Annotated in this window: 11 protein-coding genes; 8 read left to right on the top strand and 3 right to left on the bottom strand. The window is 69.2% G+C overall.

The window, feature by feature from the left end; all coding sequences use genetic code 11:
- Positions 1-116 precede the first annotated feature (116 nt).
- The 4 genes from JNX00_RS17245 to JNX00_RS17230 all read left to right on the top strand — a co-directional run bounded on the left by JNX00_RS17245 (position 117) and on the right by JNX00_RS17230 (position 6839).
- A complete protein-coding gene (locus JNX00_RS17245) occupies positions 117-1499 on the top strand; it encodes a hypothetical protein (protein WP_204742991.1) in 1383 nt (460 codons plus the stop codon).
- A 335-nt stretch (positions 1500-1834) separates the two neighbouring features.
- Positions 1835-4651 carry a hypothetical protein gene (locus JNX00_RS17240; protein WP_204742990.1) on the top strand — a complete coding sequence of 939 codons (2817 nt, stop codon included), beginning with the start codon at positions 1835-1837 and terminating at the stop codon, positions 4649-4651.
- Between the two features lie 155 nt (positions 4652-4806).
- On the top strand, positions 4807-5898 hold the full coding sequence (gene apbC / locus JNX00_RS17235; RefSeq protein WP_204742989.1) for an iron-sulfur cluster carrier protein ApbC: 1092 nt from the start codon (positions 4807-4809) through the stop codon (positions 5896-5898).
- 89 nt (positions 5899-5987) lie between these two features.
- Positions 5988-6839: a GNAT family N-acetyltransferase gene (locus JNX00_RS17230; RefSeq protein ID WP_204742988.1), complete on the top strand. Its 852-nt coding sequence runs from the start codon at positions 5988-5990 to the stop codon at positions 6837-6839.
- Positions 6840-6864: 25 nt separating this feature from the next.
- Here JNX00_RS17230 and JNX00_RS17225 read toward each other — a convergent pair whose 3' ends face one another.
- From JNX00_RS17225 to JNX00_RS17215, 3 genes are all read right to left on the bottom strand, one after another.
- The gene (locus JNX00_RS17225; RefSeq protein WP_204742987.1) at positions 6865-7674 is read right to left on the bottom strand and encodes a hypothetical protein; all 810 of its coding nucleotides are present in this window, start codon (positions 7672-7674) and stop codon (positions 6865-6867) included.
- Between the two features lie 123 nt (positions 7675-7797).
- A complete protein-coding gene (locus JNX00_RS17220) occupies positions 7798-9375 on the bottom strand; it encodes a benzoate-CoA ligase family protein (RefSeq protein ID WP_204742986.1) in 1578 nt (525 codons plus the stop codon).
- A gap of 127 nt (positions 9376-9502) precedes the next feature.
- Entirely contained in the window at positions 9503-11080 is a 1578-nt protein-coding gene (locus JNX00_RS17215) for a 3,4-dehydroadipyl-CoA semialdehyde dehydrogenase (protein WP_070397279.1), read from the bottom strand.
- Between the two features lie 165 nt (positions 11081-11245).
- On the opposite strand from JNX00_RS17215, the gene JNX00_RS17210 reads away from it, so the two are divergent.
- The 4 genes from JNX00_RS17210 (at position 11246) to boxA (ending at position 16842) form a co-directional block, all read left to right on the top strand.
- Positions 11246-12175 (top strand): helix-turn-helix transcriptional regulator, encoded by a 930-nt coding sequence (locus tag JNX00_RS17210; protein ID WP_204745091.1) that lies wholly within the window; start codon positions 11246-11248, stop codon positions 12173-12175.
- 138 nt (positions 12176-12313) lie between these two features.
- Entirely contained in the window at positions 12314-13972 is a 1659-nt protein-coding gene (boxC, locus tag JNX00_RS17205) for a 2,3-epoxybenzoyl-CoA dihydrolase (RefSeq protein ID WP_204742985.1), read from the top strand.
- Positions 13973-14001: 29 nt separating this feature from the next.
- Positions 14002-15429, top strand: a complete 1428-nt coding sequence (gene boxB / locus JNX00_RS17200; protein ID WP_070397282.1) for a benzoyl-CoA 2,3-epoxidase subunit BoxB — start codon at positions 14002-14004, stop codon at positions 15427-15429.
- A 135-nt stretch (positions 15430-15564) separates the two neighbouring features.
- Positions 15565-16842 carry a benzoyl-CoA 2,3-epoxidase subunit BoxA gene (gene boxA, locus JNX00_RS17195; RefSeq protein WP_204742984.1) on the top strand — a complete coding sequence of 426 codons (1278 nt, stop codon included), beginning with the start codon at positions 15565-15567 and terminating at the stop codon, positions 16840-16842.
- Positions 16843-16845: the final 3 nt, after the last annotated feature.

Genomic DNA, 16845 nt, shown 5'->3' with positions numbered 1-16845 from the left:
GGGTACTGACGCGGCGATGCATCGGGAGCGGTCAAAGAGCAGCAGGGCAAAGGCATTGGCCAGGCTGCAGACCCGTTCCCGCATGCCCCCCGTTGTCGATCGAAAGGAGCAGCCACATGCAAAAACACAGCGCAACGTTCCCCCAACGCCCGATTCCCCGGTTCCCCTCGACCTCGAAGAAGAACCCGGAACAAGACCCGTCCCTCTCGGCGCCGATGCCGCAGGGCACGACAGCGTCGCAGCCGGACGCCCCGGATGACCGCCGCCTCGAAGGCAGGGAAGCGCGTCCGCCTGAGCAGCCCCTCAGCTTTCCTCCCGCGGGCATGCAAGCGCCGCAGACGCCTCTGTCCCTGCCGCTGCTCGCCCTACCCAAGCCGCACGACGGGCCGTCGGTGAAGGCGGTGCTGAAGGAGCTGCTCGATGACGCGGGACAAGCGAACGAGCCGGTGCTACAGGCCTTGTCCCAAGCGACCCCGCCGATCAAGGCGCTGTTGCTGGAGATGATCACGAAAGCCATGGGATCGCCGCATTGCACGACCAGCCAGTTGTGTGCCCTCATCTCGGCCTATGCCCCTCACGTCGCCCTGCGCAGACTGCTCTCGCCCATTTGGGCGCCCTCGTCGCCCAACGAGCCACCGATATCGGGCCTCGATCGCCTCTTCGCGCTGGCCGCCCGTTTGGCCGGCGAGCCCGAGCAACTGAACGCGCTTCAACGCCAGGCCGGCGATCGGTGGTCAAGTCCCACCGCCTGGGAGGGGTGGGATGTGCTCTTCGCCCTCGGACAGTTCATCCACGATTCGCCCGATGCTGCCCCGTGGGGTGAGGGGTTGGTCATTCGGGCGTTCCTGCACCAGTCGATGCTGTCCGGCGGCCAAGCCGAACGGCGCGCCCTTTTTGACGACCTCTGGTTGTCGGCTGTGGTGAACGGTCTCTCCCCCAAGGTCCTCGACGACCATTTCATGTTCAGCGAGGTGTCCGGCGTGCCAGCGGTATCGAACGTCCTTTGGGACCGCGGTCAACACCCGCGGTTGCTGGCGCGTCTGTGCCCTGGCCGCTGCTCAGACCTCGATCAACGGCAGCAGCTCGCGCTGCTGAACGACAACCTGGCGCGCATGGCGGTGCGCAACCCGCGCTTGTTGCCGCTGTTGGCGCCTCAGCATGGCGATTCGTGGTCCGGCGAGGATGTTGAACGGGCCACGGCGTCGGTGGAGTTCACTTTGCAGTGGTGGACGGCGTCGCAGGCGTTCGAGCCGCCACTGATCGACCTTCCCCAGGAAGTCCTGGCCCCCATCGTGTTGGACGTCGGCCGCTTCTGGAGCGGCCTAGCCAGGCTGAAGCCCGAGTGGTGGGAAGGGGTGTTGTCGCGCCACCCGTGGTTGGCCCGTGTCATCGAAATCGTGAATGACAGCGATGCCAACAGCGCCAGCCACACAGGTGCCCACGACGAGGCGGCTGGGAGGGCCGTCGTGCGCTGGGTTCATCAGCACCTCAAACGATAAGGGGCCGGCCTGAGAGCGTGGCCATGCGCTGCCGCCGGCAGGCCGCGGCGGCGTCGGTTCGCCTTCGTTCTCCCGCTACAGAGCCATCAGCATGCGAATGATCCGTCGTTCTCCTTCGACGTCTCCTCGACGCCCATCGCGTGAAAGCGCTCACGAGCAGCGCCCAGAGGCCGTGCCACAGAACACCGGGCCGATGCAGCACCTGCCCGGGGGGCGCGCCTTGTCCCCGCGGGAGGGGATCGAACCGCCCACCCCCGGCGAGCTCAAGCCCCTCGTCGTTGCGCGGGGGGCGATGAGCGAGGGCGCGTGGTTCGCGCCTGTGCCAAACGATCCAGATGTTCCAAAGCCAGGACCAGTCGCCCGCGCGCGTTGGCGACGGCCGCCTGGAGTTCAATGGCCCGGTGGAACTCGACACGGGCGGGACAACCCAGCTGGCCCAGTGCATCAAAGGGCTGGTGGCGACGGGGCAGCATTCGCAGGTCTGCGACTGGCTGGAGGTGCTGGCTCCTGCCACGCGAGCCCACCTGTTCCTGTCGATGAACGTCGAGGACAAGGACGCGCTCAAGGACCACGCGGACGAGGAGATTCGCCAGCGATTCCAGCGCGCGCTGTTTGGCGTGGCGGCGCACGCTTGCCGGCACATGAATGAGAAGTTCGAGTACCACGACTTCATCGTCGAACAAGTGAGCGCCCATTGCTCGGCCCACTCGCTCGCCAAGATTGCGCTGCTGCGCGATGACTGGAGCGGCTTCTGGAGCGCCTATCGCGGGTGTTCCCGCGAGGACAAGCGCAGCCTCGCGTATGGGGTCCCCGATGCGGTGGGCGGCTTGCACGAGGTGTTGACCGGCCTTTCGACCGAGGACCTGTTTGGCTGGGTACGCCAGAACATCGAGGCGGGCTTTGACGCCAGCTTGTCGGCCGGCATGGGCGTGTGCGCGACCTGGCTGGACCGTGCGGAGGGCTTGGCGGACCCGTTGCGTCGCGCCATCCTGCGCAGTGCCGTGGCGCATGCCTTGACAGAGAACGCCCCTGCGCCAGAGCAGCCGTCGGTGCAGCTCGGCGGTTGGGCCAGCTTGCTCGAGCGGGCCTGGGCCTGCGAGCTGACGCCGGACCTGCTGGACGCCGTGCCCGAGCCGTGCCGCGAGCGCCTGCTGTCGGCGGCGGTGCAGCGGGCGGCCAATGCCGACACGGCCCACGCCCTGAACGGGCTGGTCGCTTGCTACCTGGCGTTGTGCGACGAACCGCAGGCGCATGCAGACGATCGCTTGTGGCTCGGTGAGTGCCTGAGGTCGGCGTTCAAAGACCTGCTCGCGTCCGACAGTGGCCTGGACGAGCGGGCGCGGGCCGAGGTGCAGGCAATGCAGGCGCGTCTGGACCGGGGGGTGCCGCAACAGCTGGCTCGCCATCTCCAGGAGGGATGCCCCGAGAAAGCCGCCGATGGCATCGCCGAGCTGTGCTGGTTGGCGGGGCCGGGTGTCGCCCTGGAGCACTTCGATCGGCTGGCGCAGGACGTCCAGGCGCTGCTCAAGACCGTTGGCCTGACCTACGGCTTGACCGGCCAGGGCCTGCAAATCCACGACCTGCCCGAAGAAGACGACGAAGCCCTGCGGCTCATTCAGAAGAAAGCCGATGGGCTGAGCGAGGCGATCCAGAGAGCCGAGATCACCTGGGCCGAGGACCCACGGCACAAAACACCGCAGGACCAGGAGCAGCATGCGCGGGAGCTGAGGGCGCTGGGGCGGCAGTTGGACAGGACGCGGGCGCGCTTGACGACAGTGAGGAGCGAAAGGCGGGCACGGCGCAGACCGGTGCTCCAGCGCCTGCTGGGGCTGCTGGAGCGCTGCGGGCTGGGCGAGAACCACCCCTTGGAGGGCGTGGTGCGCCAGCACCTGGACAGCGGGGCGGTGCCGCCTTGCGCCAACCCTGAGGGGGCCGGCAGGCAGGCCCGGATGGACCGGTTGCGGGCCCATGTGGAACAACTGGCCCGCCGGGCCTGGCGCCCGGCCTGGGGGGCGTGGTGGGAGACGCGCCACTGGATAGACCAGCTGCTGGACCTGGGCCTGGGCGCTTTCGGGTGCGGCGTGGGCCAGGCGCTGTCTTCCGCCGAGTTTGATGGGTGGTTGCGACCCGTGGTCAAGGACCAGAAGGCCTCCGGTCCCCTGCTGGCGGGCGTCTTGGCAGCGGCCATGGACGGCGAGGCCTGCGGCATCGCCCGCATGGTGTGGTTGTTCGAGCGCTTCGCCGACGGCCTTGATCTGCGGCGGGTGCTGGTGGCGATGCCGCCTTCTCTGCAGAGTGAGACGCCGGTGTCGGGTGTGGACCGCTTCCTGCGCATCGCCAGCCGGCTGATGTCACAGCGCGACTGGCTGGCCGACAGGGAAAGCCACACCCACCGCTGGCAGCCGGGGTGGAGGATGCTGCTGGATTTCTGCCGGTTCGTCGCGGCCAAGCCCGATCCCGCATCGACGTCGATGGAGCGGTGGCTCATCGAGTTCTGCCTCGGCCGTGGCTTCGAAGTCGAGCGCGCCGAAGGCAAGCAGCGCAGGGCATTCCTGGAAGACCTGTGGGTCAGGGCGCTGGTCAATGGGTTGACGTGTCCCGCGGAACTGCACGCGCGGCTCATGGACAACTACCTGTGGCGTGAGCGAATGCAGATTCACCTTTGGGACCATGACAACCAGGGGGTGTTCCTTTCCCTGATGGAGCCCCCGCCGGGGGCACCGACAGGCGGACCGGCCCCCGTGGTCTTGTTGCGGCACAACCTGGCGAAGGGGCTGCTGCGCTGCGGTCAGGCCCTGAACGCCGCCCGCGTCGCGGCCTGCGCGCCGAGCGGGTCGGGTGGCCCCGCGTTCCGATGGGCGGAGCATTGGGCCAGCGCCTTGGTGACGGCGTGCCGGGAGGTGCTGTCTCAGCCGAACGCCGGGGCGGTGGGGCCTGGCTGGGCCTTAAACCTCGCCGCGCTCTGGACCGCGGCGGCCGAGACCTTTCCGCAGTGGCTGGACACCGCGATCGGGCAGCACGAGGCCATCTGGGTCAAGGCCATGGTGGGCCTCTTCACGTCGACAGACATTCCCGGGGAGGACAAACCCCAAGCCCTGAAACAAGCGGCGCTGGATTGGCGCAAGGCCCTGCTGTCATCGCAGGCGCAATGAACCGGGGGGCGTTCGGGCACCAGGGCGCCCGGCGCTGAACCCCTTTCATGGCGGTGGTGTCCCCGCGGCGGTAGACTTTCGCCGCCGCAGAGCACCCGCCCCCGTATTTCCCCACGGCGTGGCGGCCATCCCCTCACCCCAGGAGCCATCCCCCCATGCCCGTCGACCAACAGGCGCTGATGCAGGCGCTGCAAGCCGTGCAGGACCCGAACACCGGGCGCGACTTCGTTTCCACCAAGGCCCTGAAGAACCTGCAGGCGCAGGACGGCGAGGTGTCCTTCGACGTCGAGCTGGGCTACCCGGCCAAGAGCCAGATGCCCGCGCTGCGCAAGGCCCTGGTGGCGGCGGCGCGGTCGGTGGCGGGCGTGGAAAACGTGTCGGTGAACCTGCACACCAAGGTCATCGCGCACGCCGCGCAGCGCGGCGTGGCGCTGCTGCCGCAGGTGAAGAACATCATCGCCGTGGCCTCGGGCAAGGGCGGCGTGGGCAAGAGCACCACGGCCGTGAACCTGGCGCTGGCGCTGGCGGCCGAGGGCGCCAGCGTGGGCGTGCTCGATGCCGACATCTACGGCCCCAGCCAGCCCATGATGCTGGGCATCGAGGGCCGGCCCGAGAGCATCGATGGCCAGACCATGGAGCCGCTGGAAAACTACGGCGTGCAGATCATCTCCATCGGTTTCCTCATCGACCGCGACGAGGCCATGATCTGGCGCGGCCCCATGGCCACGCAGGCGCTGGAGCAGCTGCTGCGCCAGACCAACTGGAAGGACCTCGACTACCTCATCGTCGACATGCCGCCCGGCACCGGCGACATCCAGCTCACGCTGTCGCAGCGTGTGCCCATCACGGGCGCGGTGATCGTCACCACGCCGCAGGACATCGCCCTGCTGGACGCGCGCAAGGGCATCAAGATGTTCGAGAAGGTGGGCGTGCCCATCCTGGGCATCGTGGAGAACATGGCCGTGCACGTGTGCGAGAAGTGCGGTCACGTGGAGCACATCTTCGGTGCCGACGGCGGCAAGCACATGGCCGCCGAGTACGGCATGGACTACCTGGGCGCGCTGCCGCTGAACATGAGCATCCGCGTGCAGGCCGACGGCGGCCGGCCCACCGTGGTGGCCGACCCCGAGGGCGAGATCGCCGGCCTGTACAAGTCGGTGGCGCGCCAGGTGGCGATCAAGATCGCCGCCAAGGCCAAGGACTTCTCGTCCAAGTTCCCCAGCATCAAGATCTCCAGCGACACCTGAGCAGGGTCGTCATGTGCCCTACCGCCGACGCGGTATGGCACCCGGGCGCGGCTTGGGCTTTCATCGCGGTTTCACCCAAGAGACCGCGCATGAAGACACCCACCCACCGCATCCAGCGCATGTCGCGCTACGACGTCGGCCTGGCCCTGCACTGGGCCGCGCGCGAGGGCTGGAACCCCGGCCTGCACGACACCGAGATGTTCCACGCCATCGACCCGCGTGGCCACTTCATGGCCTGGGTGGGCGAACGGCCGGTGGCCAGCATCAGCGCCCTGCGCTACGGCGTGGGCTACGGCTTCATTGGTCTGTACATCGTGGAGCCGGCGTTCCGCGGCCAGGGGCTGGGCCTGGCGGTGTGGCACGCGGCGCTGGAACACCTGAAGGGCTGCGTGGTGGCCCTCGATGGCGTGGTCGAGCAGCAGCACAACTACATGCGCAGCGGCTTCGACCTGGCCTGGCGCAACCGGCGCTACAGCGGGCACGGCCTGGGACCGCGCCCGGCGCACCCGGCCATCGTGCGTCTGGCGGGCCTGCCGTTCGACGATTTGGCCGCCTACGACCTGGCCTTCCACCCCGAGCCGCGCCCGGCCTTCCTGCAGACCTGGATCCGCCAGCGCCGGGGCACGGCCCTGGGCTGGCTGCAGGACGGGCGGCTGCGCGGCTATGGCGTGCGCCGCGCCTGCGTGCAGGGCCACAAGATCGGCCCGTTGTGCGCCGATTCACCGGCCATCGCCGAGGGCCTGTTGCGGGCCCTGTGCGCGGGCGTGGCGCCGCAGGAGGCCGTGCACCTCGATGTGCCGGAGCCCAACCGCGAGGCCGTGGTGCTGATGGAACGCCACGGCTTCGTCGCGGGCTTCCCCACGGCACGCATGGTCAGGGGCCCGGCGCCGGCCATCGATCTGGCGCGGCAGTACGCCTTGACGGCGCTGGAGATCGGCTGAGCGCCGGGGCCACCGGCGTGCCGGCTCAGACCGCCGCGGGTGCGGACCCCTGCAGGACCTCGATGTTGGCCAGCGCATCGCGCAACGCGGGGCCGGGAGACACATGGTCGGCCGGGGCGACTGTGTTCAGCCGGAGGCTGCCGCTTTGCGTGTGCACGCTGACCCACTCGCCGAACTTACCTTGGGAGTTGTAGGCCGCGGAGTCTTGAACGGTGAATACGCTCTTGTCCTCGTTGAAGCTGGCGCTGACGGTGCTTCCATCGTTCAGCTTCACGGTCCTGTAGGGTTCACCGGTTTTGACCATATCCGCGCTGAGTTGCGCCAGGGCTTGTTTGACCTCGGCTTCCTTGCGCGACAGAGCGCTGTCCAGGGGCTCCATGGGGAACGTCTTGGACCCCAAAATCTGTTGCTCAAACCAGCCCAAGCCAGTGGCAGGCGTGTTGTCGGCCGGCCCCTGAGTGGCGGGTTCCGGGGTGACGGGCGCTGGGGCGGCGGGCCCAGGGACGTTCAGTGCGGCGGCGTAGTCTTGGATCAGCACCTGCAGATGCGCCTGGTATTGCTCGTTTCCGGCCAGGGGCTGGTCGCTTGTCACGGCTTGGATGACGCCCTGCTGGGCCGTGGCCACGGCGACTTTGGTGGATGCAGTGGGCTTGAAGAAGTGGCTGAAGAATCTCTGAGCCGACTTCTTGGCACTCCAGCGCTGGGCCTGGGGCGGGGGTGTCGTGGTGGCTGGTGCGCCGGCGGTGGGGCCCGTGAACTTGGCGAGCGAGGCCGCTGACGGCGCGCGTTTCTTCTTGAACGGGTTGGGTACGTGAAACGAGAGGATCTTGGGCATGGTCGAGCTTCGGCTGTGCGCCGACCCTGCACAACAGGGGCGGCGCGGTTTTGGACGCTCAATCAGTAACGCCGCCCCGCCCGAGGCTCCGGGCCAGATGGCCGAGGCCATCCGCGGAAGCGCTCAGCCCGCCGCCTGCTCGCGCTCGCGCAGCCTAAAGCGCTGGATCTTGCCGGTGGCGGTCTTGGGCAGTTCGTCGAGGAACTCGATGAAGCGCGGGTACTTATAGGGCGCCAGGCGCTCCTTCACGAAGGCCTGCAGCTCGGCCGCGCTGGCCTGCTGGCCGGGCTTGAGCACCACGTAGGCCTTGGTCTTGGTCAGGCCGTCGCTGTCTTCCTTGCCGATGACGGCGGCCTCCAGCACGGCGGGGTGCTGCACCAGCGTGGCCTCCACCTCGAAGGGGCTGACGTAGATGCCGCTCACCTTGAGCATGTCGTCGTTGCGGCCGGCGTAGGTGTAGGTGCCGTTGGGGTTGCGCAGGTACTTGTCGCCGCTCTTGGTCCAGGCGCCCTGGAAGGTGTCGCGGCTCTTGGCGCGGTTGTTCCAGTACATCAGCGCGGCGCTGGGGCCCTTGATGTAGAGGTCGCCGATCTCGGAGGAGCCGTCGGCGTTGTCGGCCACGGGGCGGCCGTCCTCGCCGCGCAGTTCCACCTCGTAGCCCGGCACGGGACGGCCGGTGGTGCCGTAGTGCACCTCGCCCGGCACGTTGGACAGGAAGATGTGCAGCATCTCGGTGGAGCCGATGCCGTCGATGATTTCGACGCCAAAGTGGCGCGTCCAGCGCTCGCCGATGTCCTGCGGCAGCGCCTCGCCGGCCGATGAGCACAGGCGCAGCGCCACGGCGCTTTTCGCCGGCAGGTCGGGGCTGGCGAGCATGCCGCCATAGCCCGTGGGGGCGCCGCAGAAGATGGTGGGCCTGTGTTCCGTCATGCGCTTGAAGCAGGCCTGCGGCGTGGGCCGCTCGGCCATCAGCACCACGGTGGCGCCCACGCTGAGCGGAAAGCTCAGCGCATTGCCCAGGCCGTAGGCGAAGAAGAGTTTCGCGGCGGAGAAGACCACGTCGTCCTCGCGCATCTTCAGCACGCCCTTGCCGTAGAGCTCGGCCGTCCAGTACAGGTTGCCCTGGGTGTGCACCGTGCCTTTGGGCGCGCCGGTGGAGCCGCTGGAGTAGAGCCAGAACGCGGGCTCCTCGGCGTGCGTGTCGGTGGGCTCGGCGGGCGCGGCGGCCTGGAGCAGGGCGTCGAAGGCGTGGGCGCCCGGGGGAAGGTTCTGGCCGCGCGAGACCATCAGGTGTTTCACGCCGTGCGTGCCCAGGGCCATGGCCTCCTGCACGGTGGGCAGCAGCGCGCCGCTGACGATGGCCGCCTGCGCGCGGCTGTCGCCCAGCATGTAGGCGATGTCCTTGGCCGGCAGCAGGGTGTTCACCGCCACCGGCACCACGCCAGCGTACAGCGCGCCCAGGAAGGCCACGACCCAGTCGCTGCTGTCCTGCGCCAGCAGCAGCACGCGCTCCTCGCGGCGCAGGCCCAGGGCCTGCAGCGCGCCCGCGCAGCGGCGCACGGCGTCGGCGAGCTGGCCGTAGCTGAGCGTGCCTTGGTCGTCGATGAGCGCAGTCTTGGCCGCGCGCGCGGCATTGAGGTCGAGCAGGTGGCGGGCGAAGTTGAAGCGCACCGGTGGCGCGGCCACGGTGTCATGACTCATGGCGGTCTCCTTGATGACATAGCTGCGTGGGCCCGCCGCGCCGTTCCGTGACACCGCGGAACCGGCTTTGCCGGGCCGCGGGTGTCGCCCCCTTGAGGGGGGCGCGCGCAGCGCGGCGGGGGGGGGGTCATAACGCCAAGGGCGTGGCGCTCGCGGCCAGCGCGTCCAGCGCGGCCGTGCTGGCCTGTACCGCGCTGCGGCGGTGGTAGAAGCCCAGGGCGCGCAGGCCGCCGAGCTCTTCGCCGCCGCCCGCGCGGCCGGGGCCGCCGTGCAGGGAATGCGGCATCACGTTGCCGTGGCCGGTGTGCAGGCTGGCCACGTCGGGCGAGATGGCGTGCACGCGGCCGTGGCTGTCGGCCAGCTCCAGCGCGGCGCGCGCCACGAAGGCGGGGTCGGCGCTGTAGACCGAGGCCACGAGCGAGCCCTGGCCGCGGCGGATGAGTTCGAAGGCCTGGGCCTCGCCGTCGTAAGGCATGAGCGTGGACACGGGGCCGAAGACCTCCACGTCGTGCAGCACGCGGGCCTTCACCGGGTCGCTGGTGCCCAGCAGCACGGGCATGGCGCAGGCGGCCACGGCGGGGTCGGCGTCCACCAGGGCCTGGGCGCGGCCGTCGTACAGCGGCGTGGCCTCGGCGAGCAGCTGGGCCAGGCCTTCCTGCACGCCATCGAACTGCGCGCGGCTCACCAGCGCGCCCATGCGCACGGCCTCGTTGCGCGGGTTGCCCACGCTGACCTTGGCCAGCTTGGCGCCGATCGCCTGCGCGGCGGCGTCGTAGAGCGCGCGCGGCACGAAGGCGCGGCGGATGGCCGTGCACTTCTGGCCGCTCTTGACGGTCATCTCGCGCACCACCTCGTTCACGAACAGGGTGAAGGCCTCGCTGTCGGCGCTGGCGTTCGGGTCGAGCAGGGCGCTGTTGAGGCTGTCGGCCTCGATGTTGCAGCGCACCGAGCGCTCGGCGATGGCCGCATGGCCGCGGATCTGCGCCGCCGTGCCCGCCGAGCCGGTGAAGGACAGCACGTCGAAGGGCTGCAGCGCGTCCAGCAGGCCGGCCGAGGCGCCGCAGATCACCGACAGGGCGCCCGCGGGCAGCACGCCGGCCTCCACCACGTCCTGCACCATGCGCTGCGTCAGCCAGGCGGTGGGCGTGCCGGGCTTGACCACCACGGGCACGCCGCTCAGCAGGGCGGGGGCGGCCTTCTCCCACAGGCCCCAGCTCGGGAAGTTGAAGGCGTTGATGAACAGCGCCAGGCCGCGCGTGGGCGTGAGGACGTGCTGACTCTGGAAGGCCGGGTCCTTGCCGAGGCGGATGCGCTCGCCGTCGAGCAGGGCGCGCGCGTCGCCGAGTTTTTCGCCCCATTTGGCGTACTGGCCGATGGTGAAGATGCCGCCGTCGATGTCCACGGCCGAGTCGCGCGTGACGGTGCCGGAGTTGGCGGTGGCGATGGCGTAGTAGTCGTCGCGCTTGGCCTGCAGCACCTGGCCGATGGCGCCGAGCAGGCCGGCGCGCTCGCGGTAGCTGAGCGCGCGCAACGCGGCGCCGCCCTGTTCGCGCGCGAAGGCGAAGGCGCTGGCCAGGTCCAGGCCTTCGCGGCTCACGCGCACGAGTTCGGTGCCCAGCACCGGATCGAACAGGGGGGTTCCCGGGCCTTGGCCCAGGTGGGCTTTACCGGCGACGATGTTGGGCAGCAGGGGGGTGGTGGTCATGGTGGGCTCCATCAAACCGGGGGCTGGTTCACACCGGGGGGGCTGGTGTCGAAACCGGTGAAGCGATAAAGTGCACTATGTTGCGTGCGGCGAAATGTGCATTAAAGTGCATGTCTTGCCATTTGGCAAGCCCGCAAACCCTAAGCCCGACAAACCATGCCCCCCATGGACGCCGAAGCCAGTGCCGCCGCCTCCAGCCCCGCCGCCGAGGAGGAAGGCCGGCACCCCTTCCTCGTGGCGCTCGGCGAGCGCGTGCGCACGCTGCGCTCGCGCCGTGGGATGACGCGCAAGGCCGTGGCGCTGGCGGCCGACGTGTCCGAGCGCCACCTGGCCAATCTCGAGTACGGCACCGGTAACGCCTCCATCCTCGTGCTGCTGCAGGTGGCCGAGGCGCTGCACTGCCCCCTGGCCGAGCTGATCGGCGACGTGAGCACCAGCTCGCCCGAGTGGCTGCTGATCCGCGAGATGCTGGCGGGCCGATCCGAGACCGACCTGCGCCGCGTGCGCGTGGCCATCGGCGGCGCGCTGGGCCAGTCGCAGACGGAGAGCGACAGCACCCGGCACACGCGCATCGCGCTCATCGGCCTGCGCGGCGCCGGCAAGTCCACGCTGGGCCAGCGCCTGGCGGATGAGCTCGGCTATGCCTTCATCGAGCTGAGCCGCGAGATCGAGAAGTTCGCCGGCTGCAGCATCGACGAGATCCACGCGCTCTACGGCACGCCAGCCTACCGGCGCTACGAGCGCCGCGCCCTGGAGGAGGCGATCCAGATCTACCCCGAGGTGGTGATCGCCACGCCCGGCGGCCTGGTCTCGGACGCGGCCAACTTCAACGTCTTGCTGGCCCACTGCACCACGGTGTGGCTGCAGGCGGACCCGGCCGACCACATGGGCCGGGTGGCGGCCCAGGGCGATCTGCGGCCCATGGCCGCCAGCCGCGAGGCCATGGAAGACCTCAAGCGCATCCTCGCGGGCCGCTCGGCCTTCTATTCCAAGGCCGATCTGCACTTCAACACCAGCGCCTACGCGGGCGTGGACGAGGCCTACGCCGCCCTGCGGGAGCGGGTGCAGGCCCTGATCGCCGCCCCCGGCGGCTGAGCGACCCGGCCGACCAACGGCCGGAACATGCATAAAAATGCATTGACTGCACTTTGACGCATGCACTATTATTCCGGTCATGCCGGTGACACCTGCCATGGTCCGCCGGCCAAGCCCCACCCTCCCGAGGAGACCGCCATGAGCCACCCCGCCCCCGTCGACTACCGCACCGAACCCAGCCAGTACCGCCACTGGAAGCTGTCGGTGGACGGTGCCACCGCCACGCTGGCCGTCGACATCAACGAAGACGCCGGCATCCGCCCCGGCTACAAGCTCAAGCTCAACAGCTACGACCTGGGCGTGGACGTGGAGCTGCACGACGCCGTCAACCGCATCCGCTTCGAGCACCCGCAGGTGCGCACCGTGGTGGTGACCAGCGGCAAGGACCGCGTGTTCTGCTCGGGCGCCAACATCTTCATGCTGGGCCTGTCCAGCCACGCCTGGAAGGTGAACTTCTGCAAGTTCACCAATGAAACGCGCAACGGCCTGGAAGACTCCTCCAAGAACAGCGGCCTGAAGTTCATCGCCGCGGTGAACGGCGCCTGCGCCGGCGGCGGCTACGAGCTGGCCCTGGCCTGCGACGAAATCGTGCTGGTGGACGACCGCAGCAGCGCCGTGAGCCTGCCCGAGGTGCCGCTGTTGGGCGTGCTGCCTGGCACCGGTGGCCTCACCCGCGTGACCGACAAGCGCCACGTGCGCCACGACCTGGCCGACATCTTCTGCACCACCAGCGAAGGCGTGCGCGGCCAGAAGGCCGTGGACTGGCGCCTGGTGGACTCCATCGCCAAGCCGCAGCAGTTCGCCGCCCACGTCGCCGCACGCGCCGAGGCCCTGGCCGCGCAGAGCGACCGCCCGGCCGAGGCCAAAGGCGTGGCCCTGCCGCGCATCCAGCGCACCGACAGCGCCGACGGCATCGCCTATCAATACGTCAACGTCGCCATCGACCGCGCCAAGCGCACCGCCACGCTGACCGTGAAGGCGCCCGGCAGCGCCCAGCCCACCGACATCGCCGGCATCGAGGCCGCGGGCGCCTCGTGGTGGCCGCTGCAGATGGGCCGCGAACTCGACGACGCCATCCTCAACCTGCGCACCAACGAGCTCGACATCGGCACCTGGCTGATCAAGACCGAAGGCGACGCCGCCGCCGTGCTGGCCAGCGACGCCACCCTGCTCAAGCACCAGAACCACTGGTTCGTGCGCGAAACCATCGGCCTGCTGCGCCGCACCTTCGCCCGCCTGGACGTGTCCTCGCGCAGCCTGTTCGCGCTGGTCGAGCAGGGCTCGTGCTTCGCCGGCTCGCTGGCCGAACTGGCCTTCTGCGCCGACCGCACCTACATGCTGGCGCTGCCCGACGACGAGGCGAATGCGCCCAAGATCACGCTGGGCGAGTTCAATCTGGGCCTGCTGCCCATGGTGAACGGCCAGTCGCGCCTGCAGCGCCGCTTCTATGAAGAAACGCCCGCCATGGAGGCCGTGCGCGGCGCCGTGGGCCAGGCGCTGGACGCCGACGCCGCCGTCAAACTGGGCCTGGTCACCGCCGCGCCCGACGACATCGACTGGGCCGACGAGGTGCGCATCGCCATCGAAGAGCGCGCCGCCATGTCGCCCGACGCGCTGACCGGCCTGGAAGCCAACCTGCGCTTCGCCCAGAAAGAGAACATGCTCACCCGCATCTTCGGGCGCCTGTCCGCCTGGCAGAACTGGATCTTCATCCGCCCCAACGCCGTCGGCGACAAGGGCGCGCTCAAGGTCTATGGCAAGGGCGACAAAGCCCTGTTCGATTTCAACCGCGTCTGACCCACCCACCGAACCCGAGGAAGAACGACATGTCCACGATCAACTACAGCGAGAAGATCCCGAACAACGTCAACCTGTCCGAAGACCGCACGCTGCAACGCGCGCTGGAAGGCTGGCAGCCCAACTTCATCAACTGGTGGGACGACGTCGGCCCCGAGGGCTCGACCAACCACGAGGTCTACCTGCGCACGGCGGTCAGCGTGGACCCGCAGGGCTGGGCCCAGTTCGGCCACGTGAAGATGCGCGACTACCGCTGGGGCATCTTCCTGAACCCCGGCGACGCCGAGCGCAAGATCCACTTCGGGGACCACAAGGGCGAGGCCGCCTGGAACGACGTGCCCGGCGAGCACCGCGCCAACCTGCGCCGCATCATCGTCACGCAGGGCGACACCGAGCCCGCGTCGGTGGAACAGCAGCGCCACCTGGGCCTGACCGCGCCCAGCATGTACGACCTGCGCAACCTGTTCCAGATCAACGTGGAAGAGGGCCGCCACCTCTGGGCCATGGTCTACCTGCTGCACAAGCACTTCGGCCGCGACGGCCGCGAGGAGGCCGAGGCCCTGCTGCAGCGCCAGTCCGGCGACCAGGACAACCCGCGCATCCTGGGCGCGTTCAACGAGAAGACCCCCGACTGGCTGGCCTTCTTCATGTTCACCTACTTCACCGACCGCGACGGCAAGTTCCAGCTGTCGGCGCTGGCCGAGTCCGCCTTCGACCCGCTGGCCCGCACGACCAAGTTCATGCTGACCGAGGAAGCCCACCACATGTTCGTGGGCGAGAGCGGCGTGTCGCGCGTGCTGCAGCGCACCGCGCAGGTGATGAACGAGCTCAAGACCGACGACCCGGCCAAGGTGCGCGCCGCTGGCGCCATCGACCTCGGCACGGTGCAGCGCTACCTGAACTTCCACTACTCGGTCACCATCGACCTGTTCGGAGCCGACCAGTCGAGCAACGCCGCCATCTTCTACAGCTCGGGCCTCAAGGGCCGCTACGAAGAGGGCAAGCGCACCGACGACCACGTGCTCAAGGGCCAGACCTACAAGGTGCTCGAGGTGCAGAACGGCCAGCTCGTCGAGAAGGAAGTGCCCATGCTCAACGCGCTCAACGAGGTGCTGCGCGACGACTTCATCACCGATTCCGTGGCGGGTGTGAACCGCTGGAACAAGGTGCTGGAGAAGGCCGGCATCCCCACGCGACTGACCGTGCCGCACAAGGCCTTCAACCGCCAGATCGGCGCGCTCGCGGGCATCCGCCTGTCGCCCGAAGGCCGGGTCGTCAACGCAGCCGAATGGGAAGCGAAGAAAGCCGAATGGCTGCCCACGCCGGAAGACTTCGCCTTCGTGGCCTCGCTGATGGGCCGCGTGGTCGAGCCGGGCAAGTTCGCCAACTGGATCGCGCCGCCGGTGATGGGCATCAACCGCCAGCCCGTCGATTTCGAGTACGTCAGGTTCGGGTAAATCCCCCTGCGCGGCTTCGCCGCTCCCCCCTTAGAAAGGGGGGCGATGCCAGCGGCCCGGCAAAGCCGGCTCCGCGGCATCCCTGGTCGAGGCCCGGGCACCCCCACGGGCCTCGCCTTTTTCTGGAGTAGGTTTATGAACGCCCCTGTTGAACTCGCTGTCATCCAGCAGCACCTGATCGACCCCGAGATCTGCATCCGCTGCAACACCTGCGAGGCGACCTGCCCCGTGGGCGCGATCACGCACGACTCGAACAACTACGTGGTCGACGCGAGCAAGTGCAACCTGTGCATGGCCTGCGTGCCGCCGTGTCCCACGGGCTCGATCGACAACTGGCGCACCATGCCCAAGGCGCGCGCCTACTCCATCGAGGAGCAGTTCGGCTGGGAGTCGCTGCCCGCCGAGCTGCCGCCCGAGCAACTGGCGGCCGCCGGCGCCGAGGCGCCCGTGGCCGACGCGCCCGCCCCGGCGCCCGCGCCCACCGCCGCCACGCTGGAGGACAAGTTCGTCGCCAGCCGCTATGGCGCCACGTTGCCGCCCTGGTCGGCCGCGCACGCCTTCACCAACCTCTACGGCCCCAAGGCCGCGCAGAAGACCATCACGGCCACCGTGGTCGGCAACCTGCGCGTCACCGACGTCGGCACCGAGTACGACACCCACCACATCGTGCTGGACTTCGGCGCCATGCCCTTCCCCGTGCTGGAAGGCCAGAGCATCGGCGTGGTGCCGCCGGGCACCGACGCCAAAGGTCGCCCCCACCACGCGCGCCAATACAGCATCGCCAGCCCGCGCAACGGCGAGCGGCCGGGGCACAACAACCTCTCGCTCACCATCAAGCGCGTGCTGGAGGATTACGACGGCCAGCCGGTGCGCGGCGTGGCCAGCAACTTCATGTGCGACCTCAAGGTGGGCGACAAGGTCGAGGTGATCGGGCCCTTCGGTTCGAGCTTCCTCATGCCCAACCACCCGAAGAGCCACATCGTGATGATCTGCACCGGCACCGGCTCGGCGCCCATGCGCGCGATGACCGAGTGGCGCCGCCGCCTGCGCGCCTCGGGCAAGTTCGAGGGCGGCAAGCTCATGCTGTTCTTCGGCGCGCGCACGCAGCAGGAACTGCCGTACTTCGGCCCGCTGCAGAGCCTGCCCAAGGACTTCATCGACACCAACTTCGCCTTCAGCCGCACGCCGGGCCAGCCCAAGAAGTACGTGCAGGACGCCATGCGCGAGCGCGCGGCCGACCTCGCCGCGCTGCTGAAGGACCCGAACACCCACCTCTACGTCTGCGGCCTGAAGAGCATGGAAGAGGGCGTGGTGCTGGCGCTGCGCGACATCGCCACGGGCGCCGGGATGGACTGGGAGAACGTGGGCGCCGCGCTGCAGCGCGAAGGCCGGCTGCACCTCGAAACCTACTGACGC

Source organism: Hydrogenophaga sp. YM1, assembly GCF_016903055.1.
Lineage (GTDB): Bacteria > Pseudomonadota > Gammaproteobacteria > Burkholderiales > Burkholderiaceae_C > Hydrogenophaga > Hydrogenophaga borbori.
Note: the sequence above shows the minus strand (reverse complement) of the source record. Positions and strands in the feature narration are given on the sequence as shown.